General features: G+C 68.2%; 14 protein-coding genes and 4 pseudogenes. 13 read left to right on the forward strand and 5 right to left on the reverse strand.

What is annotated here, in order from left to right:
• The first annotated feature begins 4,334 nt into the window (after positions 1 to 4,334).
• A pseudogene (locus GUY61_RS41525) lies at positions 4,335 to 4,564 on the forward strand (e9imm peptide).
• Positions 4,565 to 4,573: 9 nt separating this feature from the next.
• On the opposite strand, the gene GUY61_RS12240 reads toward GUY61_RS41525, so the two are convergent.
• Positions 4,574 to 5,505 (reverse strand): IS5 family transposase gene (locus tag GUY61_RS12240; RefSeq protein WP_398955187.1). Its coding sequence is split into 2 segments (ribosomal slippage): positions 4,574 to 5,158 and positions 5,161 to 5,505, totalling 930 coding nucleotides; the frame shifts between segments, so codons are not numbered across the junction.
• A 77-nt stretch (positions 5,506 to 5,582) separates the two neighbouring features.
• On the opposite strand from GUY61_RS12240, the gene GUY61_RS12245 reads away from it, so the two are divergent.
• Positions 5,583 to 5,912, forward strand: coding sequence for a hypothetical protein (locus GUY61_RS12245; RefSeq protein ID WP_166630146.1), 330 nt, complete (start codon positions 5,583 to 5,585; stop codon positions 5,910 to 5,912).
• Positions 5,913 to 6,040: 128 nt separating this feature from the next.
• On the opposite strand, the gene GUY61_RS12250 is transcribed toward GUY61_RS12245, so the two are convergent.
• Positions 6,041 to 6,247 (reverse strand): hypothetical protein, encoded by a 207-nt coding sequence (locus tag GUY61_RS12250; RefSeq protein WP_166630147.1) that lies wholly within the window; start codon positions 6,245 to 6,247, stop codon positions 6,041 to 6,043.
• A 218-nt stretch (positions 6,248 to 6,465) separates the two neighbouring features.
• Between GUY61_RS12250 and GUY61_RS12255 the strand changes: the two genes are divergently transcribed.
• A complete protein-coding gene (locus GUY61_RS12255) occupies positions 6,466 to 9,216 on the forward strand; it encodes a hypothetical protein (RefSeq protein WP_208105882.1) in 2,751 nt (916 codons plus the stop codon).
• 58 nt (positions 9,217 to 9,274) lie between these two features.
• Positions 9,275 to 9,877, forward strand: a complete 603-nt coding sequence (locus GUY61_RS12260; protein WP_166630149.1) for a restriction endonuclease — start codon at positions 9,275 to 9,277, stop codon at positions 9,875 to 9,877.
• Positions 9,878 to 10,053: 176 nt separating this feature from the next.
• Here the strand turns inward: GUY61_RS12260 and GUY61_RS12265 are convergent, their stop codons facing one another.
• The gene (locus GUY61_RS12265; protein WP_166630150.1) at positions 10,054 to 10,671 is read right to left on the reverse strand and encodes a hypothetical protein; all 618 of its coding nucleotides are present in this window, start codon (positions 10,669 to 10,671) and stop codon (positions 10,054 to 10,056) included.
• 350 nt (positions 10,672 to 11,021) lie between these two features.
• On the opposite strand from GUY61_RS12265, the gene GUY61_RS12270 reads away from it, so the two are divergent.
• The 6 genes and pseudogenes from GUY61_RS12270 (at position 11,022) to tpg (ending at position 20,414) form a co-directional block, all read left to right on the forward strand.
• Positions 11,022 to 11,990 carry a hypothetical protein gene (locus tag GUY61_RS12270; protein WP_243766389.1) on the forward strand — a complete coding sequence of 323 codons (969 nt, stop codon included), beginning with the start codon at positions 11,022 to 11,024 and terminating at the stop codon, positions 11,988 to 11,990.
• A 500-nt stretch (positions 11,991 to 12,490) separates the two neighbouring features.
• Positions 12,491 to 13,069, forward strand: a complete 579-nt coding sequence (locus GUY61_RS12275; protein WP_208105883.1) for a hypothetical protein — start codon at positions 12,491 to 12,493, stop codon at positions 13,067 to 13,069.
• On the forward strand, positions 13,066 to 15,111 hold the full coding sequence (locus GUY61_RS12280; protein ID WP_166630152.1) for a DEAD/DEAH box helicase family protein: 2,046 nt from the start codon (positions 13,066 to 13,068) through the stop codon (positions 15,109 to 15,111). Before GUY61_RS12275 ends, GUY61_RS12280 begins: the two co-directional genes overlap by 4 nt.
• 25 nt (positions 15,112 to 15,136) lie before the next feature.
• Complete coding sequence (locus tag GUY61_RS12285) at positions 15,137 to 17,821, forward strand: TerD family protein (protein WP_313896633.1); 2,685 nt, start codon at positions 15,137 to 15,139, stop codon at positions 17,819 to 17,821.
• A 312-nt stretch (positions 17,822 to 18,133) separates the two neighbouring features.
• Positions 18,134 to 19,765, forward strand: a pseudogene (tap, locus tag GUY61_RS12290) (telomere-associated protein Tap); the annotation flags it as partial.
• Between the two features lie 91 nt (positions 19,766 to 19,856).
• Entirely contained in the window at positions 19,857 to 20,414 is a 558-nt protein-coding gene (gene tpg, locus GUY61_RS12295) for a telomere-protecting terminal protein Tpg (RefSeq protein ID WP_166630154.1), read from the forward strand.
• 217 nt (positions 20,415 to 20,631) lie between these two features.
• Here tpg and GUY61_RS12300 read toward each other — a convergent pair whose 3' ends face one another.
• Complete coding sequence (locus GUY61_RS12300) at positions 20,632 to 22,074, reverse strand: AAA family ATPase (RefSeq protein WP_166630155.1); 1,443 nt, start codon at positions 22,072 to 22,074, stop codon at positions 20,632 to 20,634.
• Positions 22,075 to 22,194: 120 nt separating this feature from the next.
• Here GUY61_RS12300 and GUY61_RS12305 point away from each other — a divergent pair, with 120 nt between their 5' ends.
• From GUY61_RS12305 to GUY61_RS12310, 3 genes and pseudogenes are all read left to right on the forward strand, one after another.
• Positions 22,195 to 22,413, forward strand: coding sequence for a hypothetical protein (locus GUY61_RS12305; RefSeq protein ID WP_166630156.1), 219 nt, complete (start codon positions 22,195 to 22,197; stop codon positions 22,411 to 22,413).
• 196 nt (positions 22,414 to 22,609) lie between these two features.
• Positions 22,610 to 23,020, forward strand: a pseudogene (locus tag GUY61_RS41830) (TniQ family protein); the annotation flags it as partial.
• A 66-nt stretch (positions 23,021 to 23,086) separates the two neighbouring features.
• A complete protein-coding gene (locus tag GUY61_RS12310) occupies positions 23,087 to 25,423 on the forward strand; it encodes a helicase associated domain-containing protein (RefSeq protein WP_313896635.1) in 2,337 nt (778 codons plus the stop codon).
• Here the strand turns inward: GUY61_RS12310 and GUY61_RS40095 are convergent.
• Positions 25,411 to 25,557: pseudogene (locus tag GUY61_RS40095) on the reverse strand (IS982 family transposase); the annotation flags it as partial. The gene GUY61_RS12310 and the pseudogene GUY61_RS40095 overlap by 13 nt on opposite strands.

Here is a 25,557-nt window from a genome sequence, read left to right on the forward strand (position 1 = left end):
TCCTGCTCCGTCAGCCTCCGGACCCTGACCGGTGGTGCCATCCCGCCTCCCCTACTGGTTGGAAGCGACATCGCTTCCAACCAGCACAACGAGCAACCCGGTGAACCTATGCGGTCACAGCACTAGCGAGCGGAGCGGTCCTGGCGCTGCAGGCTAAGCGGTCCATCTCGCTGGGAACGACCGAAAAGAGCGAACTGGCCAAGACTGCGGGCCAGTTCGTACGGCAACATCTGTGGTCGGGGCATGAAGAGGACCGCTTGGTGTTGGTGACCACTTCGGACGCCTCCTCAGCTGTCACCAAGGATCTCGCAGAGGTTTTGGAACGCATGCGGAAGGCTCCTGCCGCTGCCAGCCCTACCGCCGGGTTCAACGCCAAGCAGGTCCATGCCCATGCCACGTTCGTCGATCACGTGAAGCGGGAGTGGAAACGCGCACGGCCTGCTGCCGAGCCGACCGGCGAGGAGCTGCGGGCCTTTCTGGCGCACTGCTGGGTGTGGGTGCTGGATACCGAAGAGGGCCGAGACGGCGAGCGCGAGGCCCTGACACTGCTGCGGACCGCTGTCGTCGCTGACCCGGCTCGGGCCGACGCCGCTTGGGATGCGCTGTTGCGGGTCTGCACCCAGCTGTCCAAGCAGAAGATCGGCATCGACCTGGTAGGACTACAGCAGGAACTCACCGAGACGTCCAAGATTCAGCTTGCGACGATCCGTGACTTCCGCGAGGACGTGGCCCGACTGGCCGCGCTGACCCAGCAAACGCTGGAGCAGATGGAAGGCGAACTGACCGCGATCCCCGGCCCCCAGGGCGACATCAGGGTCCATCGGAGTGTGGACGGGGTTCTGGCTTCACGCGTGGAGCAGGGGTCGTGCCTGGTGACGGGCGAGCCTGGCGCAGGTAAGAGCGCCGCTCTGCACTGTCTGGCAAGCACTTGGGTATCTGCCGACCGACCAGTGCTGTTCGTGCAGGTGGGAAGCATCGCCGCGACAAGTGCTGGCCAGTTGCAGGGTGAGCTGCAACTGGAGCATCCGCTGCTCGAGACGCTGGAGCAGTGGTCGCCGGGCAGCCGGGGACTGATGGTGCTGGATGCCCTGGATGCTGCACGCGCCGATGCAGCCGGTGAGCTGTGGCGGCTACTCATCCGACAGGTGCATCAGCGGCTTCCCCACTGGAGTGTGGTGGCGTCGATCAGGACCTGGGACCTGGTGCACTCGGTCAGTCTCGGCTCACTGATTTCTGGCGATGCCGTGGTGGTGGGCGACTTCGACGACGCCGAGTTCCACGAGATCACCAGGTCCCTGGTCTCTCTAGCCGAGCTGGAAGCCTCCTCCGAGGAACAGGTCAAGCACCTGCTGAGAAATCCTTTCAACCTGCGTCTGGCCGCCCAGCTGCTCCTGGAAGGTGTGGTGCCCGCCGACCTGCAGGCCATCGACAGCCGTTTGGATCTGCTGAGCCGCTACTGGCAGCACCGTGTGAGCGGGCATCCGGACAGCCCTCAGCGACGCGCCTTCATTGCCGAGTGGTGTCAAGCCGCGGTCACGGCCCGCAAACTGGCCATCTCCGCTCAGCCTGTCTTGGCCGGCAACACGACCGCAGCCGATGTGCTGAACGCCCTGCTGTCCGACCGGGTACTGATGCCTGCTTCCGTGTCCGAGATCGGGGTGGACAGCGGGCTGCTGGGGCCAGTGCAGTTCTCCCATAATGTCCTGTTCGACTACGCCCTCGCTGTCGCCCACTTCGCCACCGGCGATGATGGCCTGGCTGGCCGTCTCGGCTCCGATCCCGATGCACTGCTGTTCGCCCATCCCAGCGTGGACATGTATCTGGAGCTGTCCTGGCGTCAGGGGCCCGAGCGGTTCTGGCAGCTCGCGCTTCGGCTTGCGGCGCCGTCGCTGCCGCGGATGGCGACTGCGGCGGTCGCCGCGGTGGTGGTGCGCTGCTGCCGCACCGCCGGCGCTCTGGCACCGCTGCTCACTCAGCTCGCGGCGGGCTCCCCCGAGGCACGGCAGCTGGCGCATGCGGTTGCCGTCGCCGTGTCCCTCGCGGCAGGCAACGACGCCGTCGGCGATCCGGGCATCTGGTGCGACTGGGCCGAGCAGTTGTCCCAGCAGCCCGCAGCCGCTACCGGCGCCCTGCTCATCCTGGTCAGCGACCTGGCAGCTACTGCGCTGCCGGCGCCCGCCGCGGAGCAGTGCGGCCGCGCGGCGCGGGCCCTCGTGGCCCACCTGTGGACGCTGCCTGTCTCCCGACAAAGCTGGCCGGCGATCACCGCGGTGATCCGCACCGCATCCAGCGCCCCGGAGACGACCTGTGCTCTGCTGCGCCAGGCGCTGAAGGGCGAGCAACTGGCCGAGCGCGGCCACAATGACCTGTTCCCTCTCACCCAGGACGTCCCCCGCCTGATGGAGTGTCTTCCGTCGCTGGTGACGGATCTGTACGTGGCCGTCATGAGCTACGACGAGACGTCCACCGCTGCCACCCAGCTGGGGTCGGGATCCGTGCTGACGCTGGTCTCGACCCAGCAGCAGGACTACAGCGCCAGCCGCTACCAGCTGATCCAGCAGTTTCCCGGGGTTGTACGGCACGACCTCACCCGGGCCCTGGACATCCTGACCCGGCTCAGCCGCCTCCAAGGCGAGGCGGATGCTGTACACACCGGTTGGCTGGCCGGCCGCGCTGTCGGTGTAATAGCCGACGGTTCGCGGCTCTGGGACCGTCCGTCGTACCAACGTCGAGATCTGGCGGCCTTGCTGGATGCTTTCGAGCAGACTATCGCCGCCTTCGGCGACCCAGTGCAGGCGCGGCAGTTGCTGGATGCGGTGGCGGCGGCCCCGCAGGCGGCTGCTGTGTGGCGGCACGTTCTGCGGGCTGCGGCAAACAACATGGTACTGGCACAGGAACTGGCCGCGCCGGCAGAGGCGATGGTTGTCTCGCTGAGCCTGCCGGATCTGCTGGTGCCGCTGGCCGGGCTGATCGGTGCCGTGTACCCGACGCTCGACGAGCAGCAGGCCGGCCGGCTCGAGGCGGCCGTCCGTGCGCTCAAGGACTCCGCCCCTGCTCAAGGCGGCGCTGCCTGGTCGTGGACTGATCCCTACCAGCTGCTCGTCGATGCGCTGTCGCCTCAGCCTATGATCCTGCCCGGCCTTGCCGAGAATGGCTCTGCCGGGACCGCGGACAGCGGCGACAGTGATCTGGCGCCGGCCGCACCCCATGCTGCCGCTGGACCGGGGCCTCTCAGCGCGACGTACCGAAGGGGCCTGCAACTGACGGGTGAGGTGGAACAGTTCGTCTCCGCCCACCGTGAGGGCAGTCCTGCGGTGGAGGCGATCACCGCTATCGAGGCGGTGGTGCGTGAGCTGTTCGCGGCCGGCGACCTGCTATCCGCCGCTGTGCGAGAGCGGGCCGAGCGTGCTCTGGCGCAGGCAGCGGAACTATTTACGCGTCCTGTCGGGGTGTCCGGCCCGTCCCTGGAACTGGCGCGCGAGGTGCTGCTGAGCATGCAGGCCGGACCTCAAACCACCGCCGGGAGCGGCCACTTCAGCGGGGTGATTCCCGACGATGCATGTGGCTGGGCGGCCACCGGCCTGACGCAGCTCAGTCAGCTGCCCGGCCAGTACACGCCCGCAGTGAAGGAAGCCATCTGTCGTCTGGCCGAGCATCCCGTGAACTGGGTCAGAATCTGTATCGCTCGGGGCACGGGCATGCTGGGCCGGGCCGACGGGGAAACGGCTTGGAGTTTGCTGGAGCGCTTCGCTGATCAGGAGTCCGACCCGGTGCTGCTGTGTGACACCGTGCGGATGGCCTGCCTGCGTCTGGGCGACCCGGGCAGGGGCGTGAGACTCCTGTCCCGGGTGGCGGACCGGGTAGAGCCCGAGGACGGCCCGGCCTCCGTCTCCGCGCTCTGCACCGAGATCACCGGATACCTGTGGGTGGACACAGCCCTCGCAGAGGCCGGTACCGTCCTCGACGAGTTCCTCAAGCGCTGGGCCGGTCACACCATTTGGTCGAGGCTGCTGTTCAACCTCCGTGAGAACAACCTGCTGACCCACGACGATGACGCTGTCCGCACCCGTGCGTTCACCCTTGTGGGTCGGCTCGCCGAGCCTGCCCTCGGCATTCTCCAGCAGTCGCTGGCTGCTTCCGACAGGCCGTTGGACAGCGCCGACCAGGAACGCCTGCGAGCCAGTGCCCGCCTCCTGGACGACATCGCCCTGGGGCTGTGCGCCGCCAGCGGCGCCACTGGCAATGAGAGCACGGCCCCCAGCGTTGAGCAGGTGCGGCTAGGAGCTGTCCGGGCGATCACGCGTCCCGTTAGGGTGACTTGGCGGAGGGACCTGATGAGTGCTGTGGAGATGAGTCGTGCGGATGCCGTCGCGCTCGTGCAGCGGATCATGCAAGCGGACTACGCCTCAGACGACGAGGTGGACGGCTGGCTGGACAGGCTCGACAGAGCCCTGGCATGTCCGTCCGGCCATGTCAGCGACTTGATCTTCTGGCCGCCGGGGCGGGAGCTTTCGGCTGATGAGGTAGTCGATCAGGCCCTGGCTATCGGCCAATCGCTTTGTGAGGTCGGGACTCAGCTGCGAAGCCAGATGAGCAGAGCTGCGGTGGTTGCGGTGCCGAGGAAGACGTAGCCGCGCTTGTCATAGCGAGTGGCCACAGCCCGGGACTGCTTCAGCCTGTTGATCGCTCGTTCGACGGTGTTGCGCTTCTTGTACCGATCTTCGTCGAAGCCGGGTGGTCGTCCGCCTCGTGAGCGTTTGCGCAGGCGGGCGGCCTGGCTATCGGACTTCTCCGGGATCGTGTGGCGGATGCCTCGGCGCCGCAGGTACTCGCGGCACGGGCCGTTGCTGTATCCCTTGTCGGCCGCGATGCTGTCGGGCTTCGTGCGGGGCCGGCCGGGACCGACCCGCGGAACGCGGATCTTCGCCAGCACCGTCTGGAACTGTGTGCAGTCCGCCCGCTGTCCGCCAGTGACGACGAGAGACAACGGGCGGCAGCGGCCATCGGCGCTCAGGTGGAGTTTGCTGGTGAACCCGCCCCGCGAGCGGCCCAAGCCCTCACCTCCTGCACCACCTCCACCAGCCGGGCGAGCAGGCTCTGCCAGGGCATTTCGCCCTGGTGTTCTGCCGCTTCGGCCCCCTTTGGCGCGGGCGCTGGCGGCGGATCCGTCCGGGCACCGGCCGCGTGTTGATGGGCGCGCACGATGGTGGAGTCCACCGAGATGTCCCAGTCGATCTCGCCTGCGACGTCGGCAGCGGCCTGGACCTGCTGCAGCAGACGCTCCCACGTGCCGTCGGCCGACCACAGCCGGTGGCGTTCATAGACGGTCTTCCAGGGGCCGAACCGCTCGGGAAGATCCCTCCACTGCACTCCGGTCCGAACCCGGTGCAGGATCCCGTCGATCACCTGTCGATGATCCCGCCATCGGCCACAACGTCCATTGCTCACTGGCAGGAACGGACGCAACCGTTCCCACTCGTCATCTGTCAGATCGCCCCGCCCCATGCCCACCACAACGACCCAGGCACAAGGCGGTCACATGATCGCCCGGACAGCTCCTAGTCGAGGAGGCCGCACCGATCGTGGCGCTGCTCGAGAACGCCTCCGTGCCCAGCGCCACGCACCATCTCATCCAGATGTACGAGCACATCTTTACCAGCATGCCGCAGCAGGCTCTGCTCGCGGTACGCGATCTGCTGACCGCGCCGGGGGCGCCCGCAGCGTACGTCTCCGACAGTCTGGCGCTGGATTTGTGTGTCCGTCTGGTCGAGCGGATTCTGGCCGACCATCAACAGTTGCTGCGCACGCCTGAATGCCTGACCGCGGTGCGGCAGATCTGCGACGTGTTCGTCGCCGCGGGCTGGCCACGCGCCCACCAGCTGGTCTTTGGGATCGAGCGGGCCTTCCGGTGATCCAAGCCGGCGTCCACCGTAGCGGCTCGGTGGTGCGCGCATCGCCGAATGCGGGTGTGCTGGCGCTCCGTTGGCCCGGCAGCGGCGGTACCGGGCCGGCGGCGGTCGTGGTCGGCGACGGTACCTGGTCATCTGAGCATCCACGACGTGAGCAGCGCGAGCGCTGCGATACCCGTGGCGAACATGATGAAGAAGGCCGAGACGGCCTCTCTCATGGCGACGGGCAGGCTGGCCCCGTCCAGGCGATGCAGCAGCCCCGCCAGGGCGGCCATGAGCGCGGCGCACAAGACGGTGACGGCGAGGACGAGGAAGGCCACGATGAGGGCAAGAGACATGTTTTCTCCTTCAGTTGGGGTGGATCACGCCAGGTGCGTAACGTGATGCCCCTACGGTGCCGACAGCGCCTGGTGTCCGTCACGTCAGTCGGACAGCCCTGTGCCCGGGCCATGAAATGTGCAGTTCAGAGGGGTCGTGCGTGTGGCAGGGTGTCCGACGGTGCGCGGGGCTCGGGCTCTGGGCGGAGCGAGGCGGGGAGGGCGTCGGGCCTGTGGCGGTGAGCGGGAAGGGCCCGGTAGAGCCGGAGGAGTACTTCCGCACGCTGCTGCTTGCCCTGGGTGAGCTGCGGGGCCTCGTTGAGGTGTCCTGGAGGCAGCTGGCGGCGCAGATCGGCGTGCCGCACACCACCCTGGAGTCCTGGCTGCGGCACGGGAAGGTCCCCGACGAGGTCGATGCGGTGAAGAGGGCGGCCGGTCTGCTGCTGGCTGCGGCACGCCAGCACTCCGGCGCATCAACTGCCGCCCATGTGGCTCGCCTTGATCAGGTCGACTGGTCGTCGGCGCACGCGGCTGTCCAGTCCGTGCGCGGTGAGGCGCGCAGCCGGTCAGCCCGTACCGGGCGAGCGCGGCGGGCGCAGCCACATCCGGCTGGCGCTGCTGTAGTGCAGGGTCCGGTCGTGCACCGTGCGGTGTCCTCGTGGAGCGCCCGCCAATTGCGCGTGCACGCCGCAGTGCCGGGCGAAGGATGCGCTGGCGAGCAGGAGGAGTTCGCGCTGCCCGCCTATGTGCCGCGGGAGCACGATGTCCTGGTCCGCAACCGGCTGCGGCGTCTTGCGGAGAGCGGCGAGGCAGCGCTCTTGGTGTTGCGGGGCGGCTCCTGTACAGGCAAGACCCGCACCGCGTACGAGGCGGTGCGGGAGGTGGTCCCCGCCTGGCCGCTGGTGTATCCGAAGACGGCCGAGGCTCTGGTGGAGCTATTGGCCGGCTCGCCCGTGGCGGCGAGGACGGTGGTATGGCTGGACGATCTTCACCGGCTGCTGGCCGAGCCTGAGGGGGAACAGGCGGCGGCCCTGCTGCGGGAGTTGCTGGAGCAGCCGGGTCCGGTGGCTGCGGTGGCGACGATCTGGCCGCAGAACTACCGGGCACTGGTGGCGACGCCCTATGACGGACAGGCAGATCGCCATGGCCAGGCCCGCGCTCTGCTCAGCAGCGGCTGGACGGTGGACGTGCCTGAGTCGTTCACCGGCCAGGCGTGGCAGGAGTTTGTGCGGCGGGCCGCCTCGGACCCGTCTCTGGCAGCGGTGGCGGCTGCTAACAGAGGAGGGGCGGTGACCCAGACCCTGGCAGCCGGGCCGGAGTTGCTGGAGCATTGGCAGCAGGCGCCGCACGCCTACGGCAAGGCGGTGCTCACCGCGGCCATCGACGCACGGCGCCTTGGCGTGCGCGCACCGTTGCCCGAGGCCTTCCTGAAACAGGCGGTCACGGGATATCTCACACCACGCGAGCGGGCCGAAGCGGAACCCAGTTGGTTCGAGCAGGCGTTGGCGTATGCGCGCCAGCCGATCAAGCAGGTCACCAGTGCACTGCTGCCGGTGGCCCACCCCACGCAGATGGGCCCGCTGCCGGGCGTGGTCGACGTGGTGGACTATCTCGAGCAGCACGCCGGAGCCCGGCGCTGGGACCAGGTGCCGCCCGCCACGTTCTGGGATGCCGCGTATCAACACCTCGGCAGCGGCGAGGATCTTGAGCGGTTGGCACTGCACGCCTTCTCACGCAGCCGCTACCGGACCTCCCGCGAGCTGTATCTGCGGGCTGGGATGCGGGGCAGCCCGGATGCCGTGGAGGGCATGTGCTTCAGCTACACCGAAACCGGCCGCATTCTGACCTTGCCGGGTCGCGACGAGGTCGCCGCACTGGCACGCGAGGCAAACGATGGCGGCTACAGCCTGTGGTATGTCGGCTCCACCCTGGCCAGCATCGGCACAGAGGAGCGCGACCAGCAGATGTGCGTCCTGGCCGCCGATCTGCTGGCCGACTCTTACACGGCGGGATACCGGGACGCCGCGTTTTCCCTCGCTGAACTGTGGGAGAGCACGGGTCTGCCCGAGGAGGCCGCCCAGCTCACCGAGCACGCGCGTCAGGCCGAGGTCGAGCCTGCCGCCGCATCTGGTGCGGATCTTGTGCTCGTCCAGAGAATCCGGGAGGTGCTGGAGCACTCGGCAGGCCCGCACGAGCACGGGCCAGCGAAAATCGCTGCAGCGCCGGGCGAGATCCGCCAGCTGGCACGCCGCCTCGCCCGCAAGCCGTCGCTGCTGCCGCTGCGCTGGCAGACCCGCCTGCCTGACCACGGATACGCAGATCTCACCGAGCAGCTGTTGTCCGCCCTGATCGACAGCGGCTCGCAGATCGCCGTCTTTGACCTCGAACGGTTCCTGGCACGCCAAGGACGGGATGAGGCTGCGGCATCCGTGCTGACGACGGCTGCGGAGGAAGGAAACGACCGGGCGGTCGCCGAGCTGGTCTCCCGCTGGTGTACGAGTCGGCCCGAGGAGGCGGGAAAACTGTTGGAGCACTGCCGTCGCAGCGGGCGGGCGCAGGCCGTGGTGTCCGCCGTGCGGCCGTTGCTGACTCGGCCCCAGCCTGCCGTACGGCGTCTGGCCGAGGAGCACCTTGGCCAGCTCGCGCAGGACGGTTCCAGTGGGGCACAGATGGTGCTGGCCGTATGGCGCCTTGATCAGTGGCAACAGTCCGGGCCCGTGGCAGGGTCGGCGGTGCCGCAGGAAATCCTGAGACTGTTGGAGAAGGCTTCTGCGCACCAGACCGAGGCACGCCGGCTGCTGGGACAGCATGCGCTGATCGCCGGCAACGCGACGAAGGCCGAGTTCTTCTACCGCGGCGCCATCGACGGCGGCGACTACAGCGTGCTGACCGACCTCGCTCGGCTCCTGCATCCGGACTCTCCCGACGGGGAGGCCCAGTTGGTCCGCTGCGGCCTGGAAGCAGACGGCTCCGCCCGCACGCCGTGGTAGCAGCCCCGAACACATTGCGCACCAGACGGCCCACGTCGGACGGTACGAAGGAGTAAGCGTGGAAGCGAACACGTCGCATCAGGATGAGGCCATCGCACGGCCCACGGCCCACTACCCCCGGGCCGACATGACGCCTGCCCAGTTCGAGCAGTTCGTCGTAGAGCTGCTGCAGTCCATACACCCTGCCGGAGTCGATCTCCAGGTGGCACTGCACGAGATGGTCCACGGCATGGACGGCGACTACGACATGGACGCCACCGTGCGCTACGAGCTCCTGGGCATGGATTTCCTGGTTCTGGTCGAAGCCAAGCACCACACCCATCCGATCAAGCGTGAACTTGTCCAGGTTCTGCATCACAAGCTCACGAGCGTCGGGGCGCACAAGGCGCTGATGGTGTCCACCGCTCCTTACCAGAAAGGCGCTCTGGTCTTCGCCCAAGCCCACGGCATCGCGCTGATGACTGTTACAGAGGGCCGCTACACCTTCGAGACCAAGTCCACCGATACCGCGCCCGTCATGACGCGCCAGGAGGCCCGGGACCGCTTCGGGGTCCCTCCCTTTGTCGCCCATCTGTACACGCCGGGGCAAAACGCCGGCTCGACCCGCGTCCAGCTGGTCACCCCTGAAGAGCCGGCCCCCTTGCACGAGTGGCTGCGGTAACCGGGGATGTCGGTTCCACCGTCGGCGATGGCCAGGGCAGCGTCACCCTGACGCCCCGTCATCGCCGGCCGCAGACTCCATAAGCAGCCGGAAGGGGTCGGCCACGGTGCACAGCCCGGGGGCGGTTCGCGCAGCCCGCTTCCGGCTCGCCCCGCATCATCCGTGCCGGGTATGGATCAGCAGGGCGACCGGGGTGAGTGCCAACGTGGCCTAGGTCCGCGCCAGAACGCCACGTGGAAGACATGGAGATAGTCGTCAGGAGAAGGTCCCAGACTTTTCGTCATCTTCCGCCATATCCTCTCCAGCTTCTGGAGATCGTTCTCGCTCCAGGCTTCCACGATGCTTTGCCATTCGCGTCGAACCCAGAGGCCCTCCATCGGCAAATCGCGGTCTTCGCACGGCCAGATCTCCATGTACGTGCCACGGCCTCGGTTTCCCAGCCAAGCCTTGAGCAGGGAAGCCGTGTCGGCACGGCGGCACAGCCAGAACGCCTTGTTGATCTTCTCGAGTTCGCTGTTGTCGGGGCGCAGCGTGCCGTTCTTCCAGCCGTCGACCGTGGGACCTGCGACGTCGAGTCCCGCCGCCCTCAACCAGGTGAGGTTGCGCCCGCCCCAGGTGACGTAGCGCAGTCGGACCTTCATGCCGATCGCCGTTGTGAAGGGGGGAATGTTCCCCTCCACCCAGGCGTCGAGTTCCTGGGCCAGGTGTTCGGCGCCGGTGCGCTCCTGTGAAAGGTCGAGGCGGCTCCACCGCTCCTCAGGGGTGACGGGCATGGCGGCTACAGCGTTGGACACGATGCTTATCCCTTTCAGGACTGGGCTATGCGCGTGTTGGTGCAATGCTTCTGCGCACGCAGCCTGGTAGCGATCACCGTAGGCGACAGGTGTTGCTGCAGGTGAACCGGCCTGTTCATTCTGGCCGGGCCGGGGGTCTTTTCGAAGAGGCGCCAGCAGGCACCGTCAGGTCCATCCTGTACGGTCCGGCAGGAGGGTGGTGCGCAGGCATGCTCGCGGTGGCATCGACAGGATCCTGGACGTGGCGCTGCTGGGCGATGACGTGGCGCTGCTGGGCGATGTCGCGCTGCCGATGCTGCGTGGTCGGTGGCTGCCTCGCCAGGTGGTGGGAGGCTGGTGCCATGCCTCTTATGCAGCCTTTCGCTTCCGACTGGGACCGCGTGTCCGTACAGCAGGCCGAGCAGTGGAACTGGCTCGCGGTCGAGATCGCTGAGATCCGGCGGTGCGCCGAGGCGGGCGATCAGGCACACGACCGTCTTGCTCTCATCCTCCTCGACCACCTGGTGGAGGTGGTCGTCGGCCGTGAGGTCAATGCTCAGTTGGCCTTCCAGATCGCTGACAGCGTCATTGAGGAGATGCGCGAGTTCCGTAACAGCGGAGGTCAGCTCGATGAGAAGCTGAGCCGGCTGGTCGACGAGCACGTGGGGCCGGATCTCCGTAAAGCGATGGACGACCATCTGCGCGAGAAGACGAAGTTCCTGATGCAGAGGGGCGTGCTGACAGCCCAGGAACGCGAAGTGCTCGACCGGCTGCACCAGTACCGAAACGCGGCATATCACCGGGACACACTGGAACCGGATCTGATTGCGGATCTTGTACTGGCTTACAGGGTTCTGGCTGATGAGCTTGTCAGCCGGCATAAACCGATCGCGTACACGATGGCGTCATCAAACCCAGCTCCCGTCGTGACGCCACAGCAGCTTCAAGGCCAGCTCGTCGAAGGCATCGACGTCGATGTCAAGGCGATGGCCCGCCGGTTCCGCGATCACGCAGTGAAGCGTGTGCAGGCTGTACACGCGGCCGTGGCCATCGCGCAGCAACTGTTGGGCGTCAACAGCTCCGGAGAACCGGACGCCTCCCTCCCAGATGACGACATGGCTCGCATGCTGGCCGGGCTCCATGACGCCTCCAAGCAGCTGCCGTCCTGGAGGAAGCAGGCTGAGGGATTGCAGTCCAAGACGTCGTCGCTCACTGGTTTGATGATTCCGTTCATCAACCTGGACCGAGCCCTGAGCCGTATCGAACCGTCCGTCAGGCGCCTCGACATGATCCTGGACTGGTGGGAGCAGCGTCGGATCGATGAGCTCCGCGGCAAGTAGCACCATCGCACCGGACCGCATGTGGGCTCGTTCACAGCCACGCCCCCTCACTCTCCATCATCGTGCGGCGCCCTCGAAGCAACTCCCCCGTCTCCCCCGACCAAGAGGCGCAAGTCGGCGGGGGCCCAGCACCTTGGGCCGGGCTGCGGCACGCGAAGATCCCCGACGAAAACGACGGGGTGAAAAAGGCGGCCAGTCTTCTGCTTGCCGCTGCCGGTGCTGACTTTTCTGCCAGCCCGGCTGGGTAGACGCGCACGAGTTGCTGCAGCCCTCTCGTAGGCGGCGTGCGTCCCTACGGGGCTTGGCAGGGCGGTCAGCCACTGCACTACGTCGACGCTCTGCCGAAGTGTCTGTTCGGGCATTCCTGCTGCGTGGCGAGAACGCTATGCGGGCTGTGACAATGAGCTGTCCCAGGGGTGGGTGGGGCTACTGCACGGCGTGTGAGGGTGCGGAGCCTGTACGCGTATGAGGGGGGGAACGTGGGGGCGTGGTTTGAGCGCATGGCGGCGATCCCCGGCATTGCCTTCGCCGGTAGCCCGGGTGTCGTGCGTGAGGCGGTGCCGGGAGCAGGGGATCGGCCCGATGAGTCGTACGGCTCGCCGATGTGGCCGACGGCCGAGGGCAGTACGTCTTCGGCGCCGGCCAGCCGGCATGTGCCGTTCGATGCACGCGGGGCGGAGCTGGTCGCTCGTGTCTGGGAAGCGTTGGAGCTTCCGGGCTCGGCCATGGACTACCACTTCGTCCTGCAAGGCGCGGTCGATCGGCTGTGGAGTACACGTCGTGCGGAACCTGAGGCCCTCGCCGCGCTCGAGGTGTTCGCCCTACTGGACTTGGAGTTGATGGAAGCCGCCCCGCAGGCGGTGTCCTTCGACACCACTGGTGCTCCGACGATGTTTGTGCGGGTGTCCTCGGTGCCCCGGTTGATTGGTTTGCTGGAGCGCGAGGGCGCCTTCACGGAAGCACTTGAGCTTGCGTGGCGGCTGGCCCATTTCGGGCAGGGCGAGGACGTGGCGGCCCGGCTGACGGAGAAAGCCCAGGCGCTGGTGGCCGAGGCCGCGGCACAGGGTGGATCGTCATGAACGCGGGGCTGCAGCGACTGATACCCGCTGCCTCCTACTTGGAGGAGGCGTTCTTGCGGTGGGTGCTCACGCCGGCCGCGGACGCGTCGATCGTTTCGCGGGTGCACAGTCAGCACCCGGTCACCGTCAACGAACGAACCTACCGGCTGGATTACCTGATCGCGGGTGAGGTGCTGCAGTTGGCCGTCGAGCTGGACGGGTTCGCCTTCCACAGTGACCGGGCCGCGTTCACCTACGACCGGCTACGGCAGAACGATCTGGCCGCAACCGGCCTGACCGTGCTGCGGTTCTCTTACGATGCGGTGCGTGTGGACACCGCGCGCTGCGTGGCCCAGTTGCAGACGATGCTGCGGCAGGATCCACTTCTGGCGCCGCTGGTGACTGCCGTGCCGCGTATCGAGATCCCGGACATGGCCGGCGATCCGATGCGGGCGGCCGATCCGCCCCGCTACGCCGCGCTGTCGTCGGGCGGGGTGTACTTCGCCGGGGCGCGCACCCGGGTGGACCGGGCGCCGTTGCGGTCGTGCCAGGACGAGGCGTTGGCCGCGCTCGCGAACTACTACGCCTCCGGTGGCCAGCACGCGGCCACGGTGATGGCGGTCGGGGCCGGTAAGACGGCCCTGGGGGTGGCGGCCGCGTTGTCGTTCAGCAGACGGCGGGCCCTGGTGGTGACGCCTGGCTCGGTCATCCGCGGCACCTTCGCCAAGGCTTTCGATCCGGGTATGCCGGGCAACGTGCTGTATGGGCTGGCGGGAGGGCCGCTGCTGGGTGTCCGCCCGCCGGCCACGCTCGTCCTGGACGCGGACGACGGGCAGATCAACCAGGTCAGCCGTGAGCGGCTGCTGGCAGCGGACGTCCTGGTCACGAACTTTCATGCGCTGGGCACCGGCGACAGTAACGGGGATCTGCTGGCCAAACTGGAGCCTGACGATGTCGACTTCATCGTCGTCGACGAGGCGCACATCGCGGCCAGCGCCTCATATCAACGGCTGTTCGCACACTTTCAGGATGCGCGCACGCTGCTGATGTCGGCGTGCTTCCAGCGTTTGGACGGCAAGCCGATCGACGCCGATGTCGTCTACCGCTACCGGCTGGTGGACTCCGTCGCGGACGGCTCGGCGAAGAACCTGCGAGTGCACCGGTTCGCCCCCGATGTGGCGTTGACGGTGTATGAGGCCGTGTGGCCGGACGGACGGCGCGAGCAGATCGTGGGCCGTGATGCTCTCTTGGCCACGCTGGGCGACGAGCGGAAGATGGCCCGCATCACCGCGCAGTCCGAGGCGCCGATCCGCCAGGTGATGGCCGTGACAAGGGCCTGTCTGGATGCGCAGGCCAAGCTGCTGGCGCCCGTCAAGCCCCGGGTGCTGTTCGCAGCGATGGGCCAGGCACATGCCGAGCAGATCGCGCGGATCGCCGAGGAGCACGGGATCCCCTGCGCCACGCTGCACCACAGCATGCCCGCCTCCGCGATCGCCTCCACACGGCGGCGCTTCGAGTCCGACGCCGGGGACCTGCAGGGCATCGTGCAGCTGCGGATGCTCGGCCAGGGCTACGACTTTCCGCCGATCACCGTGGTCGTGCCGCTGCGCCCCTATGGCAGCTTCGGCGAGTTTTACCAGTTCATCGGCCGCGGTGTCCGCGTCCTGCGCCAAACCGCAGTGGCTGCCGATCAGCAGTACCTGGACGTGGTCTGCCATGCCGAGCTCGGCCTGGAGGAGCATCTGGAGGCCATGTGCGCGGACAACGACATGGACCCGGCCTTGCTCCTCAACGTCCCGCTGATCGACGATCTCGTCGGCGGAGACGGCGCAACGGAGGGGGCCGGTGGCGGTCCGGGAGGGGTGGACGCGTTCGTGCTGTACGAGCGGGGACGCGTCGAGCAGCGCGTGGTGCACGAGCTGGACCGTGTGGAGGCCCGAAGGAGCGAGCGGGAGATGCAGCTGATGGCCCAGCGCTACGCCGTCTATGTGCAGGGCACTGCGGCCCCGGTGCCGTTTGAGCAGTTCGTCGAGTACATGCGGAGGCTGACCGGTGGCCGGTGACCCGACGCGCTGGTGGCAGCCGGCCGTGGAAATCAGTCCCGAGACGGCACTCGCCCATGAGCGGGCGGCTGGGCAACAGCAACGGTTCGCAGAAATCGACGCGCTGGCGGCCAGACTGCTGGCCGCAGGGCTCGCCGGACAGCCGGTGGCCACCGTCGTCCCCGGCCGAGGGCGTCAGACGCCGGACACCGCCAAGGTGACGGCCCTCACCGGGGAAGAGGAAGGCTTATGCGCCAGCGCCTTCGGTGTCCAGGCGCAGCAGCGGCTCGGCGCGTGGTACCTGCCGCAGAAAGTCTCGGTCAAGGCCGGAGCAGTCAACCTGCCGTATCTGCTGCGTGAACACCCCGCCCACGCTCTCACGCTGGCCGCCGATGACACCGCCCGTCTCACCGCCGTGGAGGGCTGGGACACAGTCCTGCTGTGGGCGCTGCTGGTGCCGTTGTTCGAGACACTGCTTCAGCCGGTCCGGTTGCGGGCGGCCGGAGAGATCGTCCCCCGTACAGAGCAGCAGCGGTTCTGGACAGACATCGAGGAGCGCTACCGGCTGCTGGGCATCGACGAGGGCGCGCTGGAAGCCTTCCGCTTCGGCGGCGGCTGGCACCAGCTGGACCGTGCGGGACAGCAGCAGGCCCGCCTGGCTCTGCTGGACACTCTTGCCGCTGCTGATCTCGTGCAGCTTGTCGCACGTCACCGGATCCAGCGGTTGCAGGGACTGATGGCTGGATTCGCCAAGAAGGCCAAGACAGGCACAGCCCTGGCCCGCCGGGTGCTCACCAAAGAACTCCAGCCCGTCGTCTCCGCGTACTTCGGGGGCGACTGGCTGGCCGTGCTGGACTACCTTCAGGTCCCGCCTCACCCGGATGAGGAAATCATCACCGCCCTGCCCGAGCCTCGTCTGTACGTCGGCATGGCCGCCCAAACGGCCGACATGGCTGCCGAGGCGGGGATCGCGGAGGACGAGGTTCATGCGATGCTCGCGGCCTTCCTCGGCGGCGGCAGTTCCGTGTCCCCAGTGGAAGAGCGAGCTTCGGCCCTGCGCGACTGGTGGGCGGGCTTCGACCAGGCGCATGCCGTCCAGTCACGGGGAATGGCGTCCTTGTGGGGCCTGGTCGATCAGGACCTGATGAGTCTGTCCCGGACCGAGCAGGGGTTCACCCCCCAGTTGTACCGGCAGCGTTTGCCCGCCGATGTCCGCCAACGGGTGGGGCAACTGTGGGAGACAGTGACGCTCCAGCGGCACCCCGGCAGCATCGTCAGCAACCCGCGCCCGCACCAGACCATGGCCGAAGCCCTCGGTCCTGCGGTCGAGTTCTGGCACGGCGTGGGCCTGACCGCCTGGTTCGTGTGCGAAGGTCCCTACTCCCGCACCACCTTGGACCGTGTCGACCGCTACTACAGCAAGCCGCTGGCTGCCCTGCGCGCGGCCGGATGCCCCGTCAACGCCGTCTTCTTCCGCGAGCTGCATGCCGCCGAACAGCTCCTGGGGCCGGAAGAGGAGATCACCGACAGCGAGGACAGTACGGTCGAGACCCCGTACGGGCAGGTGACATTCACCTCCAGCATGAGTCACGGCACCCGCCGGGCCGGCTTCGAGCGGGTGCGGGACCTCATCACACGACACCGGCGTGCCTGGGCCGAGCAGTATCTCGGCGCCTTCGTGGAGCACCGCTGGCGCTCCGAGCTGGAGGAGGTCGCCCACCAGCACCACCGCATCGTCGCCGCCAAGGGGCGTCCCCCCACGCTGCCCCAGTTCGCCCGGTTCGCCACCACGGCAGCCAACCACTGGACGGGCGGCGACCTGGGAGCGCTGTACACGGCCATCGGCGAGCCGGCGCCGTCCCAGCAGAAGCGGCCCACCCGCCTGCTGGCCGAAGACGGCTACGATTTCGCCCGCCGGGTGTACCAGGAGCTGGGGGGCAAGCCCGTCGACCACAACACATGGGTGAACCAGCCGGAAGAAACCCAACGGCAGTGGCAGCTCAGCCGTCTGGCCACTGAGAGCCTGCGCTACCTCCAGCTACAGGAAGCACTCGGGCAGCCGCCGACGGCCAGGGAGTTCGGCGCCCAGCGTCTGACCTGGCCCTGGCCCGGCGAGGAAACCGAAGGCTGGCCCGTCCTCCAGCGCGTCCTTGCCGCGCTGACCCATACCAGCCTGGCCCCGACCGCTACCCACTCCCCCACCAGCCCGCTACCCGGCGAGGAGAGCGACACCCTGCGACTGCGGACGAAGGGAGCCAACGCGGCCATCCGCACCGAGCCGACGACGGTCCGCATCACCTGCACCGGCGCACCCGTTGACGTGTCCGCTGTACTCCTCACCCGCAACGGCAAGGTACGCAGCGACCACGACCTCGTCTTCTACAACCATCCCCGCCACGACGGAGTCCAGGTCGCAGGAGACACCGTCACCGCCGACCTCCACCTCATCCCTGACGGCATCGCAACCATCGCCGTCATCGTCAGCATCGACCTCGAGGCCCAACCCGCCGCAGTCTTCGACCAGCACACCCAGTGGCAAGCAGACATCACCCAGCCCTCCGGCACCCAGCTGACCTTCACACCTGGCCCCTTCTCCTCGGGTGAGACCGTCACCATCGCAGTGGAGCTCTACCGCCACACGACCGGATGGAAGGCCCGCGCTGTCGGGCAGGGTTATGACACCGGCCTCGCGGTCCTGGCCACCGACTACGGCATCGACGTTGAGACCTGACAGAGTCCCGAGAAGCCTTACCGCCTCTGCTGGAGACCCGTCTTCGTAGGTCTCCAGCAGAGGCATAAGCCGCCTACCATCTCCCCAAACATGACATGTACACGCCATATGAGCTATAGCTCTCCCCCGACCCAAAAGACTTACCAGCGAAGTTGCAACATCTCCCATTAGAACTAACGCATCCCAGCTCAGAAGCATGATCAAGTTAGAGCTGGCTACGTCTCCGCAGCTCACTGGCCCCCTATCATTCCTACCGATAGAACTGCAGTATCCCAGGTCAAGGATCTTCTGATATTGCAACTACGCAGGTAACTGACAGGCGACGGCTGCGCGTACGGCGTGGGCGGCATCGTGCTCGACTGCCCGGCTACAAGCGTGGTCGAGCTGGTGGAGTGGACGCTGCGCGAGTCCGGCCTCGGTGCGCCGCGTCTGCACCGCAACGGCAAGGACAGCGACCCGTTGATCGTGCTCACCGCCGCGGCCGCGGTGAAGCTGGGGCTGCCGGAGCGCCTGGAGGGCCACGAGCAGCGCCGCTCCCTGCGCCTTGCGGAGGATCACCCGGTGGTCAAGCAGGTGGTGAAGGCGAAGTGGCGGCTCACCCAGCGCGGGTTCGGCCCGTGGGCAAGGATCTACCGCAAGGCCCAGGGCCGCGAGCGGCAGTGCGTGCAGCTGGCGATCCTGTCCTGGGACGCCCTCGACGAGCGGTCCTGGCCCGGCGTTGCGGAGATGGAGCCCGCCGACGTCGCCCGCGTCCTGGAGGTGTACGCCCAGCGGGTCATCACACCGCGCGGCTCCACGGCCGTGTCCGGACTGGAGCTGATGACGGCGCTGCGCCCGCCCACGCGTGCGGTGCGCGACGAAGCTACCGGGAACTGGGTGTCCGCCTACAACCCCGGCTCGCTGGGCACGGAGCCGATGGACCCGGCGCCGCCGGAGGCCACCCCGGAACACCCCGTCGTCGTGGACAGCGGCTGGACCGGTGGCTTCCTCAATGAGGAGGCGTACCAGTGGGTGCGGCCGGTGGACCTGCTCACCGATGAGGAGTGCACGCTGCCCTTCGCGGTCGGCCTGGACCTCAACACCGCGTTCCTCGCCGCCGCGGCCCGCCTGGTCGTCGGCCTGTCCGCCCCCGACCACTTCGCGGGCCCGAAGTTCAACCCGAAGATCCCCGGCTCCTGGCTGGTCGATCTGTCCCACGTCGAGGTGGACCCGCGTCTGCCGTCGCCGTTCACGCCGGACGGCATGCGTCCGACGGGGCTTGCCTGGTACCAGACGCACACCGTCGCCTACGCCCAGGAACTCGGCTACAACGTCACCCCGATCGAGGCGTACCTGCGCCGCGAGACCGGCGCCTACCTGGACCCGTGGCACGACCGGCTCAAGACCGCCTACGTCGACACCCTCGCCGACCTCGGCGTCACCAAGGACCTGTCGGATGCCGAGTTCCTCGCGGCGATGGAGCGGCACAAGGAGGTCGACCCGGCGATGGCGGCCGTCCTGGCCGCCATCAAAGCCACCGTGAAGGGTGGCATCGGCAAGCTGCGCGAGCGCCCGCAGGGCAAGCACTACAAGGAGGGCGAGCGGTGGCCGGCCCTTCAGCGCCCCACCTGGCGCCCCGACATCCGTGCCGCCGTCATCTCCAAGGCCCGCATCAACATGCACCGCAAACTGCGCAACATGGCCACGATGACGGGCCTGTACCCGCTCGCCGTGCTCTCCGACTGCGTCGTCTACCCCTCACCGGGCGCGAGCCCGCTCGACTTCCTGCCCTACGCCGCGTCCGGCAAGCCCCAGCCCGGCGGCTTCCGCCTCGGGCCCACCCCGGGCCTGGCCAAGCTCGAGGGCGTCCAGTCGATGCTGTGGGCGGTCGACCTCATGGAACAGGGCCACAACCCCGCCCGGCACATCAAGGGCGGCGACGCCGTCCTGGACGAAGGAGAGTAGGCCAGTGCCCGACACCGGCCCGACGCACATGACCCGGTTCCCGCCGGCCGACACCGGCAGCCAGGACCCCACCGCCGAGAAGGGCTGAGCCGTGGCAGAGATCGAGGACGCCATCGAGCGGGCCGACCGGGAAGCGTTCACCCGCCAGCCGCCCAAGACCCTCAAAGGCCAGATCGGCTACCTGATCAAGCAGCTCAAGACGACCCGGGCTGTCGCTGAGGAGATCGGCGTCAGCCAGCGGTCGGTGGAGCGCTATCGCAAGGGTGAACGCAAGCACCCGCCCCAGGCCATCGCCGAACGGATCGACGCCGCCGTACGGGCGCGCTGGCAGCCCCAGGTACGCAGACGCCGCCGCAAGCAGGCCGCCACCACCACGGGCATCACTGTGGAGACGAGGGCCAGGTTCGGCTACACCGCACCCATCGGCACGACCGACGACGGACGCTTCCGACGGCTCACCGTCCACCTTCCCCCCACCTACGCACAGCGCCTGTTCAACGCCCGCGACACCGGAGCCAGCGACCAGCAGATGCGGCAGATCATCGCCGAAGGCTTCAAAGAGATCTACTTCCAGGACAGCGGCAGCCGCGCGCTGGGGCTCTCCGACGTCACCCTCAACGACATCGACTACCTCGACCTCGACTACTAACCCCGGCAACGACCGGGAGCCCGGAACCTGCTCGTGTGATTTAGCGCTTGATTTGGCCACTTAGTGCTTCACCTGGCCGTTCTGAACACCGCATCTCGGCGAGCCGCCCGCAGCATCGGCGCCTTGCTGGACGCGCAGCAGACCGGCTGGAGCCAGAAGGCGGAGTGCGGAGCAGCGGCTACCGATGCCTCGCCGGGACAGTTGCGGCGAGCTCGGCCTATGGGGGTCTCTCCGGGCGGAAACGAATGATCCGGGCCCGCGACAGCGACGCGAGGGTCATGCTGTGCGTCGCAATTACGAACTGACAGCCCTGCTCGACCCTCTCGTACATCCACTGCACTTGCCTGGCGCTGGCCTCCGGGTGCAGGCCAGCCTCTGGCTCATCGAGCAGAAACAGCCGGTTTGGCCCGTCCATACCTTCAAGGAGCGCATCCGAGCCCTCGGGCGAGGTGCCCAGGTACGACACGAACAGGCGGCTCTCTGGCTCCCGCGAGGTGGACCACCGCGCCTCCAGCCCCCCGGCGATCACACGGCTGAGTGAACTAAGCCCATGCGGCAGGCCGCCGTTGCTGAAGCGGCAGTGTGTCAGCAGTGCCAGTGCTTCCAGAACGGCCGACTTCCCCGAGCCGTTCGGGCCCGCCAAGACAGTAATCCCGGAGTGGAACGAAACCCCCTTTTGCAAGCTTCGGATGATCGGCAAGGAGGACAGCCCAACGTGCTGCCCGCCGACCAGCCGCACCGACTGCAGGAATCCCTCCCATGTGCCGTTCTGGTGGGCGAACTCGTCGGAGAAGCCGTCGAGGACCTCTCCCGCAATCTCGACCTCTTGCCCCGTCAGGCCCAACATGCGGTCGACGTCGGCAAGCTCGCCATCCTGAAGATCGAGAGCTGGCGGAGCACTTGCCCTCGCGATGGTCGGCTGCGGCTCGCCGGGGCGGCCTCCTGGCAGCAGGGAACGGCTGAGATCGGCGACGTACTGCGACCACTCCACCAGCATGCGCTGGGCACGGTCCCGCTCCATCTCGGCAACGACCTGTTGCCACTCGCTCTCCTGCAGCCGGTGCTTCCATGCCAGTACCGACGAATCTCCCTCTGCCAGCTGTCCCCGGGCCTGAGCCAGTCGCAGATCATCCACGCGCTGCCGGATCCGCTCACAGATCATCAGCAGGGCCCGTGCCACCTGCCGCATGCGGTCCCGCTCCGCCAGCAGCGCTGCCTCACGCTGCTCTGCCTGGCGCAGCTGCTCGGCGAGATCGAGTGCCCGGTGCGCCAGATGGCTGTCCACCAGCTCGCGGCGAGAGACCGCCCTCTGGCAGGCCGCGTCCCAGGGGACGCGGACTTCGGCCAGACGCCGTTCCTGCAGTGCGGCGTTGTCCGTGGTGACATCCACAACGGCCTCGATGAATTCCCACGTCAGGCCCCTGCCCGCGAGGCGCTCATAAGTTGCAGTGCGTCGCGGCGGGGCACCGTCGCCGAAGTGCTCCGGGGTAAACCGGTCGATCAAGGCGGGCACGGTGCAGCCAGCCTGGTCGAGCCACGACCGCAACAGCTGGGCCACTTCGTTGTGCGCGGCACTCGGTCCTGACAACGGCCCCCATTTCGTTCCCGCCCCGTTCATCGCCTTGCCTTCCTCCCCGCCTGCATCAACAGCCAGGACCATGCTGCCGTGCCGAAACCCCGTCCGGGTCCATCCGCCGGACAACCCGGACTGCTGGCCCGGCCCGCCCCAGCCGGACAAGGCTGAGCTCCGCCATCGGTTGACTCGCAAAGGAAAACCACAATGACTTCGCTCGACCATGATTCAGCACCGGCGCATTCGAGCCGCATGGAGAAGGCGCTGCAGTGGATCACCGCGCTGACTCTCCTAGCCACGGTCGCGGCCGTAATCGTGCTCGCCCTCACCGACAACGCCGGCTATCTCGGTACGGTCCTCGGGATCGGCGCTGCGGCGGCAGCCATCGGAGGGACCGTGCGCATTTGCATCCACGTCCGCGGCTGACCAATCGGCTGCCCTCGGGGGAGGCACACAGGCCGGCTCGGGGCGGCTGATCTCGTCGCGGACCATCGAGTGCTCCAGTTCGGCCACACTGGCCAACTGTGCCGCTCAGTCACGGCTCGTCTGAGCCGAAGCACGATCTTTGTCACATGCCACGGGATGGGTGGGGAAACTGTTGCTGGCTGCGGGTGCCTTTCGGGTGGCTCCCCTGCAGGGTGAGATGACGCTGTCGTTCCTGGGGCGGATCGCGGACAGGTACGGCCTGACGGTGCGGAGTCTGCTGTCGTCGGTTACCGAAGTGGCCGGCCAGCAGGGCGTCGTCGGGGCTCTACGGGGCGACAGTGAGGTGTTCTTGAACGCCTCGGCCCGGGACCGGGTCGCGGCGCTGTGTCGTGTGCCGCAGGTGGGCTTACGCCGTGCGTTGCCGGCCTGGACGCGGGAGGAGCCGCTGGGCCCCTCGAAGGAGAGGCCGGCGGCGCGGCTGGGCAACGGGGTGGAGACGGTTGCCGCCTGGGGTCCGGCGTGCCCGGGCTGTGTGGCTGCGCGGACCGGTCGCGTTGCACCGGCCCGGGTGTACCTGGCGGCGCACCAGCGGGTCTGCCCACGTCACCGGTGCTGGCTGATGGGCGTGCCTGGCAGCGGGGGCTGTGTCGTGGGGTTGGCCGGATGCCCGGAGGTGGTCCAGGCGCAGGAGGCTCACCGGAGGCTGCTGCGCCGCTCCCCCGTCGCTGGTTCGGCGTTCGAGGTTGCTGAGGCGGTCACAGCCTGGTGGTGGGCGCAGAAGTGGCCCGAGGAGCGTCTGTGGCCGGTGCGGCTGGATGCGGCCATGCCCGCGGGTGAGGATCCGCAGCGGTGGCGGATCCTGGCGCGGGATCTGGTCACCTACCCGGAGACCGTCGCCCTTGCCACGCTTCTGGCCAGCCGGGCCTGGCGGCTCCGTGTCGCGGCTGACGGTGGTGGTCACCTCCCTTACCGGTTGGCTGATGTGCCCTGCGTGCCCAGCGAGCTGGGGCATCGCTTGCGGCGTCCGTGGCTCACCGAGCGTCTGGCCGCCTGCACCCACGGACCGCTGTTTGCCTGGACGTACCAGTGCATCCGTACCAAAGGCGGCGGTGGAGACGCCGAACGGCGGCTGTGGCAGGTCCCCTTGGCGCTCCGTCCCCGGCCTCTCGCCGACGTTCTCGCGGGCTACCAGCGTCGGCAAACCGCGGGCACAGAGGGCCTGCCGGCCCAGAAACGGCTGCGGGGCCACAGCGTGCACGCCGAGGGCGCCTTCGCCGCCGGCCTGGCCCACGCGCGCACCTACGCCGCCCAGCACGGCCACCTCGCCACCCAACGCGACACCCGAGTCGGTTCCTTCGCCCTGGGGAAATGGGTGCACAACCAGCAGGCCCACGCCCTGGCCCTGCCCGAGGAAAAGGCCGCCGCCCTGAAGGAGGTGGATCCGTGGTGGAACATCCCCTGGTCGGTGAAGTGGCAGCGCTCCTACTACCGCGCCCGCGACCACGTCAGGCGCCACGGCCCCCTCAACGCCGCCGACGGCTTCCCCGACACCCACGTACTGACTGGGGAGTGGCTGTACCTGCAGTGCGCCGACTACGGCTCCCTCCACCCCGAACAGCGCCGTCTGCTGGCCGACATCGGCATCACGGCCCAGGCCGCCGGCAGCGCACGCCTGCGCCGAACGAGCCGGACAGCGGGCATCGATACGGCTGTTGCCTGTGCGCGCGCCTTCGTCGCCGAACACGGATGCCTGGCCCTGGCCACCAAGAACATCTCGTACCAGGGGTTTTTACTCGGGAAGTGGCTCACTGCCCAGCGTTTCCTCACCCGCCGCCAGGACGAACCCGGCGCGCACCTCCAGGTGCTCGATGCGATCGACGTGTGGTGGAACCCGCCGTGGCCCCTGGCGTGGCAGCGCACCTGGCACCAGATCCGCGCTCATGCCCGAGACCGGCACCAAGGGGCTGCAGAAGGTGGCTGGCCGGTCGGCAGTGAGGGCTGGCCCACGTGGCTGTCCGTACAGTGCACCGGCTACAAGCAGTTGCATCCGCTGCAGCAGCATCTGCTGGCGGAGATCGGCATCACCGCCGAGACCGCGGCCGCTTGCCCCCACGAGATCATCGCCCAGCTCTGCGGTACGGGCCCCGGGCTGGCCCACGCGCGCACGTACGCCGCCGCACACGGCCACCTCGCCACGCCCCTGAAAGCTTGTCCTGAGGGGTTTCCGCTGGGCCGGTGGCTGAGCGAACAACGCCACCAGACGCGGGAGCACCACCGCAGTACAGGCGGGACATGGCCGGTCAGCACGCTCCTCGCAGCGCTCGACCCCTGCTGGAACCCGACCTGGTCCTTGGAGTGGCAACGCAATTGGAGCCGCGTACGCGAGCGGTCGGAGTCCGCGTCCACAGCCGACGCCGACGGTACCGGCATTCCCGGCCTCGAGAAGGAGCTGGCCGACTGGCTGAGGCGTCAGTGCACCGACTACGGCACACTCCACCCCGAACAGCACCGCCTGCTGACCAAGATCGGCATCACCGCCGAAACAGCCCGCGCCGCCCGACCACCGGCTCCCCGCGCCGAGCCCGATCTTCTGGACACCGCGCTCACACAAGCCCGCGCCTACGCCGCCGGATACGGCCATATCGCCGCGCCGACCAGCACCGTCCTCGACGAGTTCCCGCTGGGGAAGTGGCTGGCCTGGCAACGACGACGCGCCTGTCAGGGCCGTCTCTCCCCCAGCCGGGCTGAAGCCCTGACCATGATCGATCCGTGGTGGAATCCGCCCTGGCCCCTGCCATGGCAGCAGGCCTACCACCGCCTCCGCACGGCAGCTACGGGCGCCGACGGCCTACCGGCCACGAACCTCCCCCGAGGCCTTGGCCGCTGGATCCGTGTCCAGCAGAAGTCCTGGGAGCATCTCCACCCCGGCCAGCAGGACCTCCTGACCGCCCTCGGCATCACACCCCACGCTGCCCTAGACGAGTCATTCCGATGTGATCAGTGGTCGTAGGCGATCAGGATCGCATGACCGGCTGTCCGGTCTTGTGGTTGTGCCAGATCGCCGCGGCCAGCGCGAGGACGCGCTGAGCGACGCGGACGGCGACGCCCTCGAAGGTCCGGCCGCCGTGCTGTTCCAGGTCGAGC

It is taken from the genome of Streptomyces sp. GC420 (assembly GCF_009916105.1).
Lineage (GTDB): Bacteria > Actinomycetota > Actinomycetes > Streptomycetales > Streptomycetaceae > Streptomyces.